This is a genomic window from Myxococcales bacterium, assembly GCA_012513515.1.
GTDB lineage: Bacteria > UBA10199 > UBA10199 > 2-02-FULL-44-16 > JAAZCA01 > JAAZCA01.
Map to the genome: position 1 here is coordinate 19,721 of JAAZCA010000031.1, position 17,938 is coordinate 37,658.

The 17,938-nt window shown below is 50.5% G+C and carries 15 protein-coding genes; 7 read left to right on the forward strand and 8 right to left on the reverse strand.

Translation table 11 applies throughout. The annotated features are described in order from the left end of the window. Positions 1-21 precede the first annotated feature (21 nt). Positions 22-2,340, reverse strand: coding sequence for a hypothetical protein (locus GX659_06890; GenBank protein ID NLD28510.1), 2,319 nt, complete (start codon positions 2,338-2,340; stop codon positions 22-24). Positions 2,341-2,718: 378 nt separating this feature from the next. Next, entirely contained in the window at positions 2,719-3,873 is a 1,155-nt protein-coding gene (locus GX659_06895) for an outer membrane beta-barrel protein (protein NLD28511.1), read from the reverse strand. Positions 3,874-4,275: 402 nt separating this feature from the next. On the opposite strand from GX659_06895, the gene GX659_06900 reads away from it, so the two are divergent. Next, entirely contained in the window at positions 4,276-4,695 is a 420-nt protein-coding gene (locus GX659_06900; protein NLD28512.1) for a response regulator, read from the forward strand. 246 nt (positions 4,696-4,941) lie between these two features. On the opposite strand, the gene GX659_06905 is transcribed toward GX659_06900, so the two are convergent. Both GX659_06905 and GX659_06910 read right to left on the reverse strand, forming a co-directional pair. Continuing rightward, positions 4,942-5,403 (reverse strand): RidA family protein, encoded by a 462-nt coding sequence (locus tag GX659_06905; GenBank protein ID NLD28513.1) that lies wholly within the window; start codon positions 5,401-5,403, stop codon positions 4,942-4,944. 49 nt (positions 5,404-5,452) lie between these two features. Next, positions 5,453-6,220 (reverse strand): class I SAM-dependent methyltransferase, encoded by a 768-nt coding sequence (locus tag GX659_06910; GenBank protein ID NLD28514.1) that lies wholly within the window; start codon positions 6,218-6,220, stop codon positions 5,453-5,455. Between the two features lie 170 nt (positions 6,221-6,390). On the opposite strand from GX659_06910, the gene GX659_06915 reads away from it, so the two are divergent. After that, a complete protein-coding gene (locus GX659_06915) occupies positions 6,391-7,902 on the forward strand; it encodes a leucyl aminopeptidase (GenBank protein NLD28515.1) in 1,512 nt (503 codons plus the stop codon). Between the two features lie 9 nt (positions 7,903-7,911). Here GX659_06915 and GX659_06920 read toward each other — a convergent pair whose 3' ends face one another. Next, positions 7,912-8,178: a hypothetical protein gene (locus tag GX659_06920; protein NLD28516.1), complete on the reverse strand. Its 267-nt coding sequence runs from the start codon at positions 8,176-8,178 to the stop codon at positions 7,912-7,914. Between the two features lie 129 nt (positions 8,179-8,307). After that, the gene (locus tag GX659_06925) at positions 8,308-9,138 is read right to left on the reverse strand and encodes a TIGR02757 family protein (protein NLD28517.1); all 831 of its coding nucleotides are present in this window, start codon (positions 9,136-9,138) and stop codon (positions 8,308-8,310) included. Between the two features lie 141 nt (positions 9,139-9,279). On the opposite strand from GX659_06925, the gene GX659_06930 reads away from it, so the two are divergent. Next, positions 9,280-9,984 carry a hypothetical protein gene (locus tag GX659_06930; protein NLD28518.1) on the forward strand — a complete coding sequence of 235 codons (705 nt, stop codon included), beginning with the start codon at positions 9,280-9,282 and terminating at the stop codon, positions 9,982-9,984. A gap of 131 nt (positions 9,985-10,115) precedes the next feature. Here GX659_06930 and GX659_06935 read toward each other — a convergent pair whose 3' ends face one another. Beyond that, positions 10,116-12,773, reverse strand: a complete 2,658-nt coding sequence (locus GX659_06935; GenBank protein NLD28519.1) for a hypothetical protein — start codon at positions 12,771-12,773, stop codon at positions 10,116-10,118. Between the two features lie 225 nt (positions 12,774-12,998). Between GX659_06935 and GX659_06940 the strand changes: the two genes are divergently transcribed. Together GX659_06940 and GX659_06945 are read left to right on the forward strand one after the other, a co-directional pair. Further along, positions 12,999-13,208 (forward strand): hypothetical protein, encoded by a 210-nt coding sequence (locus GX659_06940; GenBank protein NLD28520.1) that lies wholly within the window; start codon positions 12,999-13,001, stop codon positions 13,206-13,208. 154 nt (positions 13,209-13,362) lie between these two features. Next, positions 13,363-13,845: a hypothetical protein gene (locus GX659_06945; GenBank protein ID NLD28521.1), complete on the forward strand. Its 483-nt coding sequence runs from the start codon at positions 13,363-13,365 to the stop codon at positions 13,843-13,845. A 5-nt stretch (positions 13,846-13,850) separates the two neighbouring features. Here GX659_06945 and GX659_06950 read toward each other — a convergent pair whose 3' ends face one another. Next, positions 13,851-15,824: a TonB-dependent receptor gene (locus GX659_06950; GenBank protein NLD28522.1), complete on the reverse strand. Its 1,974-nt coding sequence runs from the start codon at positions 15,822-15,824 to the stop codon at positions 13,851-13,853. Positions 15,825-15,996: 172 nt separating this feature from the next. On the opposite strand from GX659_06950, the gene rnk reads away from it, so the two are divergent. Together rnk and GX659_06960 are read left to right on the forward strand one after the other, a co-directional pair. Further along, on the forward strand, positions 15,997-16,404 hold the full coding sequence (rnk, locus tag GX659_06955) for a nucleoside diphosphate kinase regulator (protein NLD28523.1): 408 nt from the start codon (positions 15,997-15,999) through the stop codon (positions 16,402-16,404). Between the two features lie 15 nt (positions 16,405-16,419). Next, positions 16,420-17,925, forward strand: coding sequence for a potassium/proton antiporter (locus GX659_06960; protein NLD28524.1), 1,506 nt, complete (start codon positions 16,420-16,422; stop codon positions 17,923-17,925). Positions 17,926-17,938: the final 13 nt, after the last annotated feature.

Consider the following 17,938-nt stretch of genomic DNA (forward strand, 5'->3'; position numbering starts at 1 on the left):
ACGAGTCACCAGTAACGGTTTTTAACCCGCACACGCCCCCTCTTCCACCTTCGCGGAAAATTCTGTGAGGGGAACTCCATCGAGTGCGTGCGCCCCCGCTATTCCAAAGATATCGAGAACCGTGCTGAATATATCAGTGCTACGCATCGGGCCTTCCCTCAGCACAACGCTCGACAACAGCGGCACTATGATATGTTCGGAAAGAAGCGAGCCATGAGTATATTTTCCCGCACCATCATGTGATGTGGAAAGCAGTGAAACTCCGGAAGCAGCGCTTGTGACGATATCACCAGCCCTCTTCGATCTAAAAAGACCGAGAAGCTGCACTATCGCATCCGGATAGGCGCTCTCCCAGCTGCGTTCAAGTCCCGAAGAGGCATCGAGTACCTGACCCTGCCCTACATATCCGAATGGATCCTCTCTGGTCAGATAGGTTATCCTGCCATCGGCATCCTCGATGATCCTGGCTTTTCCGCGCGAGCTCTGGACGATTATTCCGCCTTCGTTGCTGCGGCCAGCCACGATATCGATTTCAGCTTTCTCGATTAGAGACCCTACGATTCCCTTTCTCTCGATATCCTCGAAAAAGTTTCTTTCATCCCAAGAACCGCCCTTCTTGAAGTACAGATTCGCCATCGAAGTCCCTGAGGGTAGAGAGATCACGTCGCTCTCTTGCCAGTCCTTCAAATTCCCAGATGAACCGGCGACCTTTCCCCTCTTGGAAAGAAAATTCTTGAGATCAAATCTCTTTTTTCTTTCGACCAGAGAACAGTCCGGGACGAAAAAAAGCGCGGTCCTGTCATAAAGTCCGCGGTCTTTGAGTATGCCTATTGCCCCGCCTATGTACTCATCCAGTCTGCGGTAAGAATATTTCACCGCCTCTTCGCTAGCCTCCTCCGGATTCAAAAATGCCGCTGGCGGAAATGAATAAAATACAAAATCGGTCTCCTTCCTGGCGGCCGAGGAAAACCAGCCCAGAGCCGCATTAGCCGCAGCATCCAGGTCCGCCGCGCTTCTTGCTTTCTGGAACCTGCTGAGCGTGCTGAAAAAAGACATGTCGCGCACCAGCCCGCATCCGCGATTGAGCGGGCCGAAGATATTGGCGGCCTGCCGCGAATATTCGAAGATCGTACGAACGGAGTTTGAAAGATCGTGATCCATCGCGTAGGTTCCCCAGCCATCGTAGTCGCGAAACCTATTCATAGAAAAAACTTTTGAGCTGGAAATAGACCTGTCGAACCATCTGATTCCGGGTATATCGCATGTTCCAGGAAAACACCCGGTTATGTAAGGGGCAATCGCCGTTCCCGCCGTAGATGGAAAGGATCCGCACAGCTCGTATTTTCCGCCGCGCGAAGAGATGTGTCCTGAAAGATTCGGCAGCTCTCCGGAAGTTAACATCGAATCAAAAATTTTTCTGTCAACTCCACCTATGTTGAAGATGACCACATGGGCGAATCGCGCTTTGCTCCTGTCGTATCCGTATCTCGCCTTCTCCCACAGCTCCTCGCGGCCGCTGTGCGTGGTGAGTTTGGAGAGGATCTGCACCATCGTTTCCTTGCCGCGCTTGTCCTGCGTGTCCAGCGCGTTCATCACGAATATCGTCCTGTAGGCGGAGGTCCAGATCGTCATCGCCGCTATGAATATCGTGGAGCCTATCACAAGAACCGGCGCAGGGTTGTGCCACCAATGCTCCAGAATTACATCGGCGACCGGCTGCATGATCGCAGCCACACCCATGTAAACTATCCTCTCCGGACGCTGCATGACCCCAACCGCGCAGTCGATTCCAAGCGCCTCGCCCCTCGCTCTGGTGTAGCTCACCATCGTAGAGGCGATCATCGCTATTATGGCGATCGGCATTATCCATCCATCCCTGAAATAATATGCGATCCCGAGGAAACAGGCCGCTTCCCCAACTCTGTCGGTGACAGAATCAAAGAATGCGCCGGAGCGTGTGCATTTGCCGGTTATTCTCGCGACACGGCCGTCGAAGAAATCGAAGCTCGCCCCGAATACCATCGCCCATCCGGCATAGCCAAAGGAACCTATGGCGAAGAGAAGTCCTGAAATCGCAGCGATAAAAAGCCCCATGATGGTTATCATGTTCGGGCTTATGCGCAGTTTGATCAGGAAGCGCACTATCGGATCAGTGGTCCAGAACCACCATTCTCTGGTCGTCGAATCGAGAAAGCTGGAGCCCTGATTTTTGGCGCCGGCGAACTCCCTCTTTTTCTTCTTTGAAAACCAGATGTGGTACATGAAAAATGAGCTGACAAGGACCGCGTTTATAACAAAGAGCGGCCCGAGCGTTATCCAAATTTTGCTTATAGCAGGCATGGCGGTAGTAAAAATCAGATTGAAGGGTTTTGGTCAATAGGATTGACTGCAGGCAAGTTTAAAGGTCAACGGTGGATGGTGAAAGGTTGAGGTTAAGCAAAAATGGTTTTTCTTAACCTCGGCCTCAACCTTAACCTGTTTTTTAGGTCAATGGTCTATGGTCCATTGTCAATCCTCACGGTTGTTACTGGATCCTCGATTACACCACTCGAGGATGACAAACACGGTGTCATTCCCGCATGCCTTAGGCGGGAATCCCGTTCCGACATTTTCGGTTTTCGATCATCAAACCTCGATCCTCGACCATCGAATAAAAAAAGGCCCCCGTTTTCACGGGGGCCTTTTGTTTTACACCTTACATCTCTATAGCTTCAAACTTTAGAAGTTATAGACGAAGCCCATGACTGCGCCGAACACGTACTGCGTCTCACCTGCACCTGATGTCGGCTTCACGATGTCAAAGCGGCCTTCGAGCTTGAACTTCGCACCGTCGGCAACCGCGTATCCGCCGCCAAGAGCGATTTCATGCACCTGTTGCTTTATGCCAGTACCGATGTAGTCGATAGGGCCGTTGGTACCCTGACGCTGCATCGCCATCGAATAACGGAGCGTTCCATCCCACACATCGGAGAACACATAGTGCAGGTTGAGGAGACCGGCGAAGGTATTTAGGTTCTCGTCCACGCCAGGAACGAGGGCGTTATCACGACGATAGATTCCCTCGAGACCGAGAGCGAAAGACTCTGTAAGCCACCAGTTGATATCTGCATCCACGCCAAAGCTGTAGTGCCTGTTGCTGCTGCCATCGGAAGGCCCGAAGAACGGGGAGATCCCGAATGTGCTCTCTGTTCCCTCTTCGCCCCAGTTGAAACCGATTCTGGCGCCGAGAGCCGGCATGTTAGCGGTCCTACCAAAGTTATCGTCGTTGATGATCCTATTGGCAGCCCAGAAGTGCAGGTCAACCAAATCGGAGAAAGCATAGTAGATCTTTGCACCGGTGAGACCGACCGGACGGATCTGCGAGCGGATGAGGATGGTCTGGGAGATCAGATCGTTGTCAGCTACATCTACGGACTCGAAGCCGATCGGGGCGTTGAAACGACCGACCAAAAATTCTACGCCGTTACCAGCCGGGATGTTCGCGGTGGCATAGGCCTGTTCGAGTACGAAAGCCTGGGTGCCAGCAGCAAAGGAATTCACCCTGCCGAAGTCGAGGTCAGCGCGAAGACGTACGTTCTCGCCGAAGGACTTCATGATGTCGAGTTCCACGCCATCGAGGAAGAAACCGAAATAGTGCTTCTTGCTCGAGTCAGCCCCCATGTACTTGCCCATCGGGCCAGGACCGGTCAGCACTCCATCTACACCGGTAGCGATTTCCGTGTTGGCCTTGTCATTGTGGTACTGATAACCCATGCCGGTTACGATGCTGCCGGACATTTCAAAACCGCCGCCTACGTACTTTTCCTGCGCGTTGACGTTGGCCGCAAAAAAGGCCAGGCCGAGCGCTAAAGCTATAACTAGAATCTTTTTCATTGTTTAACTCTCCATTTTTCCTTTCGCCCCAAGTGACGTGACAATTCACGTTACCCGGGACTATTTACTGCAAGCTAGGATGTCGGACTATATTAATTTTATACGCGGACTGGCCGATTCGGAGAGTTTCACCACCTTTCCCGACCCGATTTCCGCTAATCGACTATTGAGTTTTCAACTGCAGTTCCGCTCATCTAGCGATTCGAAACAACTCCGTCAAGCTACAAAAAAACCTGCTACGCGAGAGCTGGGAATATACGCGGGAGTGTAAAGAAAGTTCTAGGCCTCTGCAAGGATAACCTTGTTCTAAAAAGGAATTTTATCCTTAAAATTAAAATATAGCTAAAAAGGATCATTTTTCCCTTGACTGATGGGAGGCGGAGCAGCTAAGTATTTGAAATCATGACAATAAATCCGAGTTCCTATAGGGTGCTGGTCGTCGACGACGAGCCGGAGATCCATGCCGTGCTTGGAAAACTCCTCTCCCGCGAGGGGTATAACGTCGAAAACGCGTATAATGCGGAGGAGGCCTTCCAGTCGATAAAGGAAAACAGACCGGATCTGATCATCCTGGACATAATGATGCCCAAGATCTCCGGGATAGAGGTCTGCAACCGCCTGAAGGCGGATGAGTCAACAAGCGATATCCTTATATTAATCGTCTCCGCGCGCGATGCGCAGCGCGACCGCATCGAGGGGCTCTCCCACGGGGCCGACGATTACGTTTCGAAGCCCTTTCACCTTCGTTCTCTGGTGCGCAAAATCGAGCACATGCTGGAGAAGCGCGATGAAGAAAAGTTTCAGAAGGAAATTGGAAGATAGACAAAAAATCGGGCGTAAGGAAAACCCGACCATGTACTGACATAACTTCGACCATGGACAATTGACCATCGACCAAAACATCAAGAAGCTAGAATCTGGAAGCGAGTTACCAGTCACGGTCGTTGCTGGATCCCCGATTAAAGCACTCGGGGATGACACCATGAATGTCATTCCCGCATGATTTAAGCGGGAATCCAATTCCGACATTTCACCAGTCACGAGTTACAAGTCACGAGTCACGGAATCTTATTTCACTTCAAAAACCCCCGACACTGCAACGCAGGAATTTTTAGGAAGACTGGTGACGCCGTAGGCGTTGCGAACGTGCTTTCCATATGGGCCGAATATCTGCACGAATAGCTCGCTTGCACCGTCTGCAATCTTCTCGTGATGTATACAGTCAACCCCAGTAGCGATATGAACTTCGAGCTTCACTACGCGTTTTATCTTGTTGATAGTTCCGCCGAGGGCGCTTTGCACTATCCCAAGCATCGCTATAGCTGCCGTCTTCGCGGCGAGCTTGGCGGTATCGGGCTTTATTTCGATGCCGACCTTTCCGGAATACTGCAACTTTCCATCTACGTATGGAAGCACGCCGCTGACGTGGAGAAGTTTCCCCGAGGTAACGAAGTTGACCGTATTGCCTATCTCTGCCGACGGCTCCGGAAGGTCTATGAAAAGCTCATCCAACTTGTCGTCAAAATTCATTGAACCCCCTCTTCCGGGGACACAAACGGTTTATGTCCCCCGATGGAAGCTATTTTTTTGATTTGTAAAAGAATATGAAGATGAGCAGCGGCGTCCCTTTGAGCTGCCTATAAGCCTGGATTTCCTCGCTGGCGAATTGACCGCGCATCGTCTCATCGACAAAAACCTCGCGCACATCGACAACGCGAAGATTCGCAGCTTTGCAAATCCTATAATAATCCTCGAACCTTCGCACCATGGAGTCCGCAGGACGAAGCTTGCCTGAGCCGCGCTTTGTATAGAGGCCGAACGGGTGATAGTCCACAAGCACGCCCTGCCCTCCGCGAGAAAGCACCCTCCCCATTTCGGAAAGCGCCCTGCTTAAATCCCCCTGAATCGGGGTGGCCATCCTCGCCAGCAGATATGAGAAACTCTCCGCCGGAAACGGAAGCGCCTGTGCAGTGCTGCGGACGATATATCCGCGCGAGATATCCCCCTGCCGCCCCACCGAGCCACCGCCTATCTCTACCGCCACCGCCAGCTCGGCCTGACGCGCGAGAAGCTTCGAGCCGTATGCCGCAGGCCCCTCTCCGAGCTCCAGCGTAGTTTTACCGGAAAGATCGGGGATATAGCGCTCCATGATCTTATTTACAGAGAGGTCTATGAGCTCCTTCAGCTTCGGATAGTCCATCAGGCTTTCGACGGAGAGTATCGGCTGCACCCCGCTTCGGATGCTCGTCTGGACCTTCACCTCTTTGGCCTTGCCGATAACCTTTTCGATGAAGGTGCCGAGCGTGAACATCGACTTCTTCAGAATTTTTTCGAGCTGATCGGACATAACATATATCTATATTAAAGCGGCCTCGCGGACAATTGTTTTATGAAAGACAAGCGATCAACGGTGAAGGGCGAAAAATACGGCGTAAGGGAGACTTCGACCATGGACTATCGACAATTGACCAAAGATACGTTTATACTACGCCATCATTATAGTGGAGGAGAAAAGAAATGAAATTCGTCACAACCCCGGAAGAAAAAGTTCTCGCAGACAAGTGCGATATTCTGGCCATCGGATGCGTACAATCCAAATTAAAAGGTAAAACTATACCTTCCTTCGGGCAACTTTTAAAAATATCTGACGAAAAACTTTCCGGCGAATTGATGAAACAGACCAGGGTCGAAAAATTTACGGCAAAAAAATCCACATCGATGACGCTCTTCTCGGCAGGGCTCGTAGCGCCGAGGTACATAATGCTGTATGGGCTGGGCGAACGTCAGGAAATATCCCTCGACGACATAAGAAATTTCGCTTCCGCCGCAACCCGCAGCACCGAGAAAATCCACGGCAAGAAATGCGCAGTAGTCCTGCCCAAACTTCCATCATCCATCGAGCTTCCTGATGCGGCACGTGCAATAGCCGAAGGGACGATGCTAGGCTCGTATGCTTATGAAAACTACAAGAGCGACGAAGATGACAAGCACGAACGGGTCACGGAGGTTTCAATCACCATCGATCGCCCGTCGGAAAAATTCAAAAAGGCACTCGATTTCGGCGCAGCTCTGGCGGAGGCAACCGTTCGCGCGCGCGATATGATAAACACACCCGCCAACTATATGACCCCGTCGCACCTGATCGTCGAAGCGAAGCGCATAGCCAAAACAGCAGGGCTCTCTTGCACGGTCTATGACAAAAAACGCATGGCTGATGAAAAGATGGAATGCATACTCTCGGTGGCAAAAGGCTCTGAGGAACCTCCCGCCCTGATAATCCTCGAATATTGCCCTAAGAAAAAACCGAAGAAGCACGTTGTTCTGGTCGGGAAGGGAGTGACATTCGACGCAGGCGGAATTTCGTTAAAGCCTCCACAGGGGATGCCGACGATGAAGGATGACATGGCTGGGGCGGCCGCCGTCATCGCCGCGATGTCAACGATTGGAAATTTCAAGCCGGGCATAAAGGTGACAGCTATCATCCCGGCTGTTGAAAATCTTCCCGACGGAAAGGCGCTGAAGCCAGGCGACATAATCCGCGCAAAAAACGGCAAGACGATAGAGATCATAACGACTGATGCCGAAGGGAGGCTTATCTTGGCCGATGCCCTGGTTCTGGCCTCCGAAATGAAGCCCAGCGCGATAGTCGATCTAGCGACGCTGACCGGTGGCGCGCTTTACTGCTGCGGCGAGCTCTATTCGCTTATCATGGGAAATGACGAAAGGCTGATCGCCAAAATGATGGCTGCGGCGAAGAGTTCCGGCGAGCCAATGTGGCAACTCCCGATGGTAGAGGAGTACAAAAAGGGTTACACATCCGGAATCGCAGACCTGAAAAATTCCGGCAAGAGCAAGGCACAGACAATAATGGGGGCTATTTTTCTTCGCGAATTCGTGGACGAAAAAATTCCGTGGGCGCATATCGACATCGCCGCGTCCAGCTGGACCGAAGAAAAACTCCCGCTTTCTGATCTCGGCGGCACTGGCGCGATGACAAGATCGCTCATCGAATTTGTGATGAAGTTCTAAGCAGTATTGTTACGCTCTTTTGAATCTGCTTATTCCCAGGAATTCAAATGACGGCGCGCGTTCGACCGTGCGGGCAGGTTTTTCCAATACTTCAAGATCGCGGCGAGGATCGGATCCCCTCACCATTTCATCCACCGGGGCATTCGGGGCAGCCCCCACCTTCTCCATCGCATCAGCTGCAAAGGAAAAAAAGAGGTCTCCCTCCCCCTGCTCTCCAACCTTGGACGGATCGCTGGAAACGAGCCACTCTATTTTGGCTACGACTCCCGTCTTCATCTTTGGGAACTCTCCCTTTGCTTGCTCTCTGTTATTGTTATCGACAGGAGGGCGGCTGAAGTTGCTAGGAAAATCAAAGTGTTCTATCTTCCGGGGAGACAAATGGCTTATCTCCCCAATTGGAGGGGCTTAAAACGCCTTCTTTTTGGAATAGGTACCGTTTGTCTCCCCCGAAGAGAACTTGGCTATGAATGATGAAGGGTCCATGTCGCTTCTTATGCCGAGGCGGGTTAGGGAAAAATCATATTTTACCGGATCTTCCGGGGAAAATTCACGAAGAGAGGCGGTGATCTCAGCGGCGGTCTTGAAATCGGCGCTTTTTCTCGATGTAAAGCCGATTGAGGAGCATATCCTGTACATATGCGTATCGAGGGGAATGATCAGCTTCGAGGGGGGAATTCCTCTCCAAAAACCGGGATCGACCTCATCACACCTCACCATCCACCTCGCAAAGAGGTTCAATCGTTTGCAGGCGCTCCCCGAAATCGGCGAAGGAAGAAGATATCCAAGCGGTTTTTCAGCCAATTTATTCATGTTATCGACAAATTTTGCCATAGCCGCGGAGATATCCGCCGCAGAAGCCGAAAAACCATCGCAAAAGCATCCCTCCAGAGATCCAAACCTCTCCACCGCTCCCTTTACTGCAAATAGCATAGATGCAATTTCATCCCCAGTCGTAAAACGATGTTTAAAGTCCTTAAAAAGCATTCTCATCGACTTAAAATTGTTATTTTCAATAAAATTTGACGGATTTTTAACCAAATTTAGGACTTTTTCGACACTTTTTAATATCTGCGCTACCCTGCCATATGCAAGCGAGGACGCAATGAGAGCGACGATCTCTCTATCGACCCCTTCACTGTAGTTGTACAAAAACTGAAGCGGATCAGGGGAGACGTATTCCCGCCGATTTAGACGGCAGTAGAGCTCATCGAGATCCTTTTTCGATATCATGGACATTGATATGCCTCATACTAGGAATTACTCCTGATAAACAAGTATTTTTTAGAGGAGAGGTGCCCTTTCTGTCCTATGAGGGAAAAGGGAAAAGGGCAACTAATTTGAAAAATTGACGATAACCATACCGGAGGAGTTCGCTAAATGCCGCCAAAAATCAATATCAAAAGGAGTCTGCTCGGCGGATTGGTCCCCAATGAGTTTCAAACCGACGTGGCCCATATGGTCGATTTCGCTCATAACGGCCTCCCTTTACAGCTCATCCGAAGTGGAGAGCCGGTCGAGCCGATACATCAAGATCATAAGATAGCGAAACACAACAACTGCAACGGCAAGGAGGAGTGTCTCGCCGATCACTATTTCGGAAGTTTTTTCGATGTGAAAATCGGAATATCCGAACCGCCCCCCAGAATCGCAGCCGCAATCTTTGAAGATAGGACAACGGCCCTGAAAACCACCGAAAGATACCCAAAAAGCTACATCGAATCGTTGATGATCTGCCCGAGGCCTGCGGCGTTTAACACCGGCGCACACAGGATCGTGGTAGTCTTCTGGACCTCAGCTGAAAGATTTGCCGCGGCCTTCGAGGAGGGGGGGAGCCCTCTTCGCCCCAAAGATGAAAACTTCTTCGTTGACGGCCTGACTCCCAAGGCGGAGGAGATGCTCCTAAACCCTATATTCATAGAAAATCAACTTCTCCCCTCCATCGTCGAGGCGATGACGGGCCAGCAACTTTTCAAGGATGCACATAATTTCTTAATAAAAGTAAACAATCCCTCCAAGAATTCAGGCCACACCGGTCACTGGTTTGAAGGGTGCCGCCCTTCTAACTTGATGTATAAATATTAAAAGACCGTGCTACAGTTTGATAGCTCGATAAAAAGTAACCGCCATGACTGGTGACTGGTAAGCGGTCGGAACCCCGCGGTAGCGGCGGCTTAAATCATGCGGGAATGACGGCGTAACAAAAACCTGCGCCATTAACGAGGTTTTTTAGGATTCGCGCCCATGATCCTATTCGCCCAAGATTGTGTGCGTTCTATAAAGCGCCTTTCTACTCCATCAGCAGATACGATTTGAAGAGAACCCACACCTTTGATCTTCATCTTGGATCTTATGATCTTCTCAACGTTATCCCTGCTCATGCCCCCAGTAAGTGGGATCCTCACCTTGAACTTCCCTGTCGGGGTATCTTCTAAATCACACCAGTCTATCTTCACGCGATCATTTAACAGAGCTTCGAGCACGCTTTGCATAACTCCCTTATCTGCAAATTCTGTTCTCTCGACCACAACATCCATAAATGTGACTTTGCCCACGTAGGGAGGGGGGGTGCCCCTGTAGGAATCCTCGAGCGTGGAGAAAAATTCGTCCACCGCCTCCAACTTGCTAGGCTCGTCGATAGGCATCTCGAATTCAAGCAAGGCCTGCTGTGATTCTCCAACCCTTTCGAATTTTACGGATGAAAAAGAAAGCCCGTAGTCAAACGCCGACAAAAGTATGTTTTTGAGAAGCGATGAGTCGTGACGAAGGAGAAGTCTGGCCGAAACTTTTTCGTTACGATCGTAACGCGTAAAAAGTATCGAATTCGCCATTATCCTGCTCTTGACTTCGTTGACAAAATCCTGCCGCCAAGCTCCAGAAGTTTTAGAAATTTCAGAAGCTTTACGAAAAGCCCCAAGCGTTATAAAGAACTCTTCCTCAGTTTTGAATCCCAATCTGCGATAGAGACGCTCAAACGAAAAAAGGAAGGTCGGGCTGGCAGTCCCAAACTTCCTTCCCCCCTGTGAATTTATGAGCTCCTCCTTCACCTCGGATGATATCCTAGCCAGCTCAGCCTTGCCATGTCCGGAAAGGTACTCCTTATTTATCTTTCTGGGATCAAGCGAGAAATTCTTCTCTGCGACGGTTGCAGCATATAACATCATCGCCCTGGCGTAGGGGGTTTTCACAATATGGATCCTTGTGGGAAATATAGAATGGCCCCTCGTTTGGAAATCGAACCTCTGACCGGATTCGATACGGGACTCAAGTTTTTTGGACGAACCTTCCAAAAAACCCACATCGGCATAGAGAGCGGAAAATGCGTCCCTCGCAAAGGCGGCGTCAAGCAGGGATGGTTTTCTATCTTGGCTGCCGGTAACGATCTTCAAAATCTTTCCGTTGGAGTCATCGATGACGAAAAAAGTTCCGGACGAATGAATCCCATCTTTTTTCGCTTTAAACAGGGTTCTGGGAGGGTCTATGTCCGACGAGGTCGTTAGCTGCACCGTTTCCCCTGTTTTATAAGCGCCATGAGCTGCGGAACCGAACTCGGCATTCATGTGCATGGCCGACGTTCTTACCTGTACCTCCAGGAGATATCCGCTGGAATCCTTATAATAGGCGTGTAGGGACTTATACCCGTTTGCCTTTTGTTTAACATAGATGTAGTCGTCGTAATGCTCAGGTAGATACTCCCAGCCGCGGGCGGTGAAATAAGCTTTGACCTCCTCCATCGCCTCGTAGCACATTTCGTCGCGATCGTCATTTATTATGATCCTAATTCCGTTGGTATCGCGGTTATTCCCCTTCTTATCACGTCTGACACGGGCACTGACAGTTGTCTTCATGCGATGCTCGATATAGTGACCGATGCCTTTAGCATCCAAAGCATCCCTGAGCTCCCTTGAAATTTCTTCCAGCCTGGCATTGGACGATCTCCTATCCATGCCGACCTGCTTGCGGAGATGTTCTTCCATTTCCTCGTAAGAGAATGGCTCCAGATGCCGGAATGCGACGTCCTCGAGGGTTCCTCCATCCTGGCTAAAACCGAAATATTTCAGTATCTGCGATGTGACGAAACGAGATCGCTGCATCTTCTCCTCGCTCTCGCGGTCGAGGCCGGAAGAAGGGCGCTGAGATAAAAGCCCTGCGTCGACTGTGTCCTGAGCCGCGAGAAGCATCAACTCCTCGTGGCTGTTCGAAATCGCGAATAGAAGGCTCATGAGACGGCCGTACTGATTCTTGTCAGACCAGTCGCAGGTAAAGGATTTTGTCCTCTCGAGCTGGCTCAGTAATTTTTTAACCTCCGATTTACCATTCCCGGAGATAGAATAATCCTTCTTTCCGGAGATCAGCGCGGCGGCGATCGCGGGAGTGGAGGAGTCCCAGCTGGCGAGTAAAAACGCACATCGCAAATTTCTTATTTGGCTATCGGTGGAAAGAGTGGAAAGGTTATCAAGCGCACTTCTGACAAGTTTGAGGTCCTTATGCCCCAGCTTTTCGAGCCGTTCGAGGAGCTTCTTTTTCGGCTCAGAGGTATCATCGGGATCATGGTCAGGAAAACCATAAAGCCCCGCAAAAATCTCTGAGGACTTCAATGCAGCGCTGGCAGCGGCATCGCCGGAGGAAAAGATCGCAGCCCCGGATCCCGCATCGCCTGCAAAGGCCATCGCGTGAGATGGAGCAAAGATTGATCCGGCGGAAATGCCATGCGGCGCACCATGAGCGAACCTTTTGCAAAAATTTTTAACCTGGCAAATGGTGAAAACTGGAGCGCTTGAGCTCCCAGCCTGCCCGGCGAAAGCCACAGGAGCGAAAGAGGCAGGCGTTGCGGCAAAAGGAAAATTAAAAGGCTTAAGCACAGGAAAACGCATAGTCCCCTGCTTCTCGGCTTCCTGCAAAAAAAGTTGCGTACTTCTTTCGGGGAGGCAAACGATTCGCGCCACTATAAAAAAGATACATATCAGCGACTTAACCGGTTCGGCCAGTCCATGCAAGCGAAAATACTTAAGTAACCTCCGAAAAATCAGCAAATTCAGAGCGCCTCTAAAAACCATGCGCTTGTCATCCCCGAGTGACGGAAAGGTCGTCATCCCCGAATGACGAGAAGGTTGTCATCCCCGAGTGGTATAATCGGGGATCCCGCAACAGCCGTGAAGTGGGAAAAACAGAAGCTAGAAGCTAGAAAAACCTCGCCTGTAGAAATCTCGCTTCTCGCTTCCAGATTCCAGCTTCTTGATGTTTTGGTCGATGGTCAATCGTCCATGGTCGAAGTTATTGTTGCCTCTAGCTTTTCAGAGGTTCCTTAAAGGATCAAAAGAAACAAAATCACAAACGAACAGCTTATTGCCTTGCCATGACGCGCTGCGTGGAATAGTCTGTGGGCATTCAAATTCGCTCTTTCATAAAGTTGCCCGCAAAATGTCCATTCTCCTTTGAACCGAATAAAACGAGGGAGGGGTTATGTATTGTGGGGGAAAAGAATCGCCAAACGGAGTGCGCCTTACAAACACGCAGGTAAATGCGTTCACCAGATTTTTGAAGATTGGTTGGAATGTCGGTCACGAAGATCAGGGGACCCCTATAGATCTCTCGCTTTTCGATTCTTTCCACTCGCTGGATCAATACCGTTACTCCCTTTTCCCAAATCGCATGAAGCCATTTCAGTTCGGATATGATCTGGGCTATAAAAATTTTCTGGAAACAAATAGACGCGGATTCTTTGACAAGTTCTCCCCGGACTTCAATCTGGATGCCCTGCAACTTAGACAAAAAATTCCATGGCCGATAGAAATAATTCTACCCAGCGCCAAGATACTCATTGGATTCGATTTCATGAATAAATATCCCAGCGAAAAAAGCCTGACGGCCATGGGGTGGGAGGAAGGGCAGCTCGACGACAACCTGAGCTCCGGCGTAGCGAAACAGTTTCAAATATCGTTCTGAAAATGTCAGATGTTGTGGAGCTTCATCCCAAGCCAGACGCTTCTGCCCGGCTCTGGAAATCCGAACTCGCTCATGTTATTCGCATCGATCACATTTCGCACCGACAGCGAGAGCTCAAGCCACTTGAAGGGGTCGCTCGTGATCTTCACGTCCCAGCGCTCGCTGGATCGGAGACTGGCCCACACCCCGCTTTCTGGATTAACATAAGGGCGCGGACCGGTGACGATCAGGCTGCTCGATACGCTGAATAGATCGAGTGGCTCCCATGCCACGGAAAATCTGCCTTTGTGTTCCGGCCTGTACTCAAGCTGACTTGCAGGATGTGAACTCGAAAGTTTTCTGGCAAAGAGGTACTGATACCCCATATCTATGTTCAGGTCGCATCCGTCGAATTTGAATTCGATCGCCACCTCCGTCCCGGCTAATCGCGCTCTACTGCTATTTCGCAACTGGTAGAGATCCGGCGAGACAAGCTCCCTCAATATCATATCGTAAATCTCGCTATCGAACACGCTGATCCTGAAGGTGAGCCATTCTAGCGGAGTCACAGTCGCATCGAGCGAGAAGTTCCAGCCCTTCTCCGCTCCCAAATTCGGGTTTGGAAGATGCGATCCGAACGCATCAGCGAACCTCTCCTTCAGCGTTGGAAATCTGGCGCGCCTTGCAACGGAGAGACCGATCATAAAAGCATCGGAGGGTGAAAATTCGACTGCAAAGAGAGGGCTCACGGTCATCTGATTTTTAGTCTCTATCAGCGACGGAAAACTCTGTGGAATCTCCGAATCTATCTGAAGGCCGGTCTTTATGCTCCAGATCTCATCGAGCGCCCAGTTGATCTGTGGAGATATGGTGACGAGCCAGCGTTCATAGCTGATCGAGCCTGCGGCGCCCTCGCTGCTCTCGGTATGCTTCTCTAGCCTGCCTCCAGACCACAGAAGCAGTTCTATCTTCTTCATCCACGGCGGGCTTATTACGAAAGCTCCCTGCAGTACGCCGCCAGCGGCGATGTCGCTATGGCGGGATGTAAATGAGCTGGGGAAACCTTGCGAACTGTATGAAGAATCGTCGTAGGATTTCAGAGTATTGTCGAACTTGGAAAGAAAGAGCGTCTCCTTGATCTGCATACGGTCGGAAAAATATCTCCCCTCGTGCGAAGCAGAAATCGTGCCCGCACTCCAGGGATCAAAACGCCAGAAACGCGGCCTAGATACCTGCGTATTCGGAGGAACGTAATAGTCCCCTCTAACGAGGTCGGCTGAAACAAGGAGGGTGTGATTTTGCACGAGCTCTATGTCGAGTTTGCCCCCACCATATCCCATTTGAACTTCACTGCCGATTCGGTCTCCCCCTCCCTGAGTTGGAGTCGGAGTATAATCCCCGGAGAGCGGAAAGTGGTCCCGGTAATCGAAGCCGCCGTAAAGTACGTACCCGATTTTGCCTATCGTGTTGCTATGAAGAATCGACGCCCCTACCTTGCTCACCGGCGACCCATCGCCCCTAAACTCAAAATGCGGATTTTTGCTCGGCGATCTCGTGATGATATTGACTGCACCGCCGAGTCCGCCCGGGCCATAGCTTATCGAGCTGGCCCCCTTGACGACCTCAATTTCCTCCACCATGAAGGAGGGAAACTTTCCGAGGTCGAGATCGCCGTTATACGGAATGGCGGATGGAACCCCCTCTATCAGGACGGAGACCTCCTTCTGGTCGAACCCCCTCATGTAAAAAAGATGCTCGCCCCTAGTCCCGCTAACGACTTCCATCGATGGCAAATCGCCGAGTACGTCGGCAATGGTCTCTGAGCTCCCTTCGTCGATATCGCCTCTGTCAACGCGATCGACCATGGTTCCCGCCGATTTTCCCGCTATCCCGGCAGTCACTGAGATGACGCCAAGATCCACCGGCTCCCCGGCGTACAATGCGGAATGGAAAAAGATCATGGCAAGGGCCGCCATGGCTGTTCTTCCGGGAATATTCATAAAGGTGCAATACCCAATACTTCCAAAGTCCGCCGCGGTCAACCTGCCTAAAACGAACTTTTCAACTGTCCGCCCTTTTTTACATAGCAGGAGCATCTAATCGCTCTATTGCATTTATAGCGCAAGTTTGACAGGATTCCTCGCGAAACCGGAAGAACCAAGGAGGACTTAAATGGACGACCATAGGAAAATCTATCTCTCTGAAAAGGACATGGAGAGGCTTAGAAACATAGTCGGAGAGCGGCAGCAGAGCAAGGAGCTTCAGCTCCTCGCCGACGAGCTGGACCACGCCATAGTACTTCCTCAGGAAGAAATACCGCCGAACGTGGTTACTATGAACTCCAAGGTCCTCTTCGAAGACGTCGACACCAAGAAGACCTCCGAAATAACCGTCGTCTATCCGCAGCACGCTGACGCAGCAAATCGAAAAATATCCATACTGGCACCGATAGGAGCTGCGCTCATAGGCCTCTCCGTTGGCGATACCATAGAGTGGCCCCTTCCGGGCGGAAAGAAAAAGACTCTACGAATACTGGAGGTGCTATATCAGCCGGAGGCGGCAGGAAGACGGGACCTATAAAGGAAGCTCAGAAAAATGTCCATGGAACAATTGTTAGCACTGGCAGCGGTTTTAATCTTCGTAAGCGTGGTATCAAGTAAGATTTCCGACAAGTTTGCCATTCCGGTTCTGCTGATATTTCTCGCCGTGGGGATGCTCGCCGGTTCCGAGGGAATAGGCGGCATATTTTTCAACGACACCAGAATAGCCAAATCCATAGGCGTAATCGCGCTGATCTTCATAATATTTTCCGGAGGTTTCGACACGGACTGGAAGGAGACCAAGCCGGTGCTCTGGCATGGGGTTCTGCTTTCGACAGTCGGCGTCTTCATAACCGCTGTGATCACCGGATTTTTCGCCATGTATGCCCTTGGCTTTTCGCTTCTCGAAGGGATGTTGCTGGGCTCGATAGTCTCATCGACGGATGCCGCTGCGGTTTTCAGCATCCTGCGCTCAAGAAACATCAGCCTGAAGCCGCCGCTCAAAGCCCTTCTTGAATTTGAATCCGGAAGCAACGACCCCATGGCCGTTTTTCTCACTCTCGGAATAATAGGAATAATTACCTCGTCGGCCGAGATCAGCGCATCGACTCTGATACTAAAATTCCTTCTGGATATGGGCGCGGGCGCTCTCATCGGTTACCTGATGGCAAGATTCAGTATCTTTTTCATAAACTTTCTGAAGCTGGAATACGAAGGGTTGTATCCGGTAATAATGATATCGCTTGTATTGCTTACCTACTCCGCCGCCGTCATCATGAAGGGGAATGGCTTTCTTGCGGTCTACATAGCCGGCCTAATGCTCGGTAAATCCGACATCCCAAACAAGAAGATGATAATGCGATTTCACGACGGAATCGCATGGCTGATGCAGATTGTCATGTTCGTAACTCTCGGCCTTTTGGTTTTCCCCTCGAAACTGATACCTCTGGCAGGAGTCGGAATGGCTCTGACTATGGTTCTCATGTTCGTGGCAAGGCCTGTCAGCGTATTTCTTTTACTTATTCCATTCAAACTCAGCATGCGTATGAAGACAATGGTAGCATGGACCGGTCTCAGGGGATCTGTTCCCATTATACTCGCAACATTTCCTCTGATGGCCAATATCAGCCGTTCGTCGATGATGTTCAATATCGTCTTTTTTGTAGTGATCGCATCCGTGCTTATACAGGGGATGTCGATACCATTCGTGTCTAAAATTCTAAAGGTGAACGCCCCCTTTCCAAGGCGCACCGACCACCCGATAGAATTTGAAAGAAAGGGCAAGATCGATGCGGATCTTACTGACATCATCGTCCCTTATGAATCCGAGGCGATAGGGAAAAAAATAGGCGAGCTTCCAATTCCAAAAGAACTCCTGATAGTTCTCATCTCCAGAAACGGAAAATACGTCATCCCTTCAGGAGATACCACTTTTGAGGCAGGTGACGTCCTCCTCGTTCTGGCAAGCGATCATGATTTTGCCGCGCTCAGTCGCGAGATAAGCAGGATAAAAAAGGTTGAAAAAACCCGAGATATCCAGCAGCCGTTTACATGCGTTTGAAATCTGCCTAGTA

Coding starts and splice junctions, on each gene's coding strand:
- GX659_06895 (NLD28511.1), bottom strand. CDS start 3,873: ATGAAAAAGATTCTAGTTATAGCTTTAGCGCTCGGCCTGGCCTTTTTT.
- GX659_06940 (NLD28520.1), top strand. CDS start 12,999: ATGACGAGAAGGTTGTCATCCCCGAGTGGTATAATCGGGGATCCCGCA.
- GX659_06900 (NLD28512.1), top strand. CDS start 4,276: ATGACAATAAATCCGAGTTCCTATAGGGTGCTGGTCGTCGACGACGAG.
- GX659_06935 (NLD28519.1), bottom strand. CDS start 12,773: ATGCGTTTTCCTGTGCTTAAGCCTTTTAATTTTCCTTTTGCCGCAACG.
- GX659_06930 (NLD28518.1), top strand. CDS start 9,280: ATGCCGCCAAAAATCAATATCAAAAGGAGTCTGCTCGGCGGATTGGTC.
- GX659_06950 (NLD28522.1), bottom strand. CDS start 15,824: ATGAATATTCCCGGAAGAACAGCCATGGCGGCCCTTGCCATGATCTTT.
- GX659_06915 (NLD28515.1), top strand. CDS start 6,391: ATGAAATTCGTCACAACCCCGGAAGAAAAAGTTCTCGCAGACAAGTGC.
- GX659_06910 (NLD28514.1), bottom strand. CDS start 6,220: ATGTCCGATCAGCTCGAAAAAATTCTGAAGAAGTCGATGTTCACGCTC.
- GX659_06960 (NLD28524.1), top strand. CDS start 16,420: ATGTCCATGGAACAATTGTTAGCACTGGCAGCGGTTTTAATCTTCGTA.
- GX659_06945 (NLD28521.1), top strand. CDS start 13,363: ATGTATTGTGGGGGAAAAGAATCGCCAAACGGAGTGCGCCTTACAAAC.
- GX659_06905 (NLD28513.1), bottom strand. CDS start 5,403: ATGAATTTTGACGACAAGTTGGATGAGCTTTTCATAGACCTTCCGGAG.
- rnk (NLD28523.1), top strand. CDS start 15,997: ATGGACGACCATAGGAAAATCTATCTCTCTGAAAAGGACATGGAGAGG.
- GX659_06925 (NLD28517.1), bottom strand. CDS start 9,138: ATGTCCATGATATCGAAAAAGGATCTCGATGAGCTCTACTGCCGTCTA.
- GX659_06890 (NLD28510.1), bottom strand. CDS start 2,340: ATGCCTGCTATAAGCAAAATTTGGATAACGCTCGGGCCGCTCTTTGTT.
- GX659_06920 (NLD28516.1), bottom strand. CDS start 8,178: ATGAAGACGGGAGTCGTAGCCAAAATAGAGTGGCTCGTTTCCAGCGAT.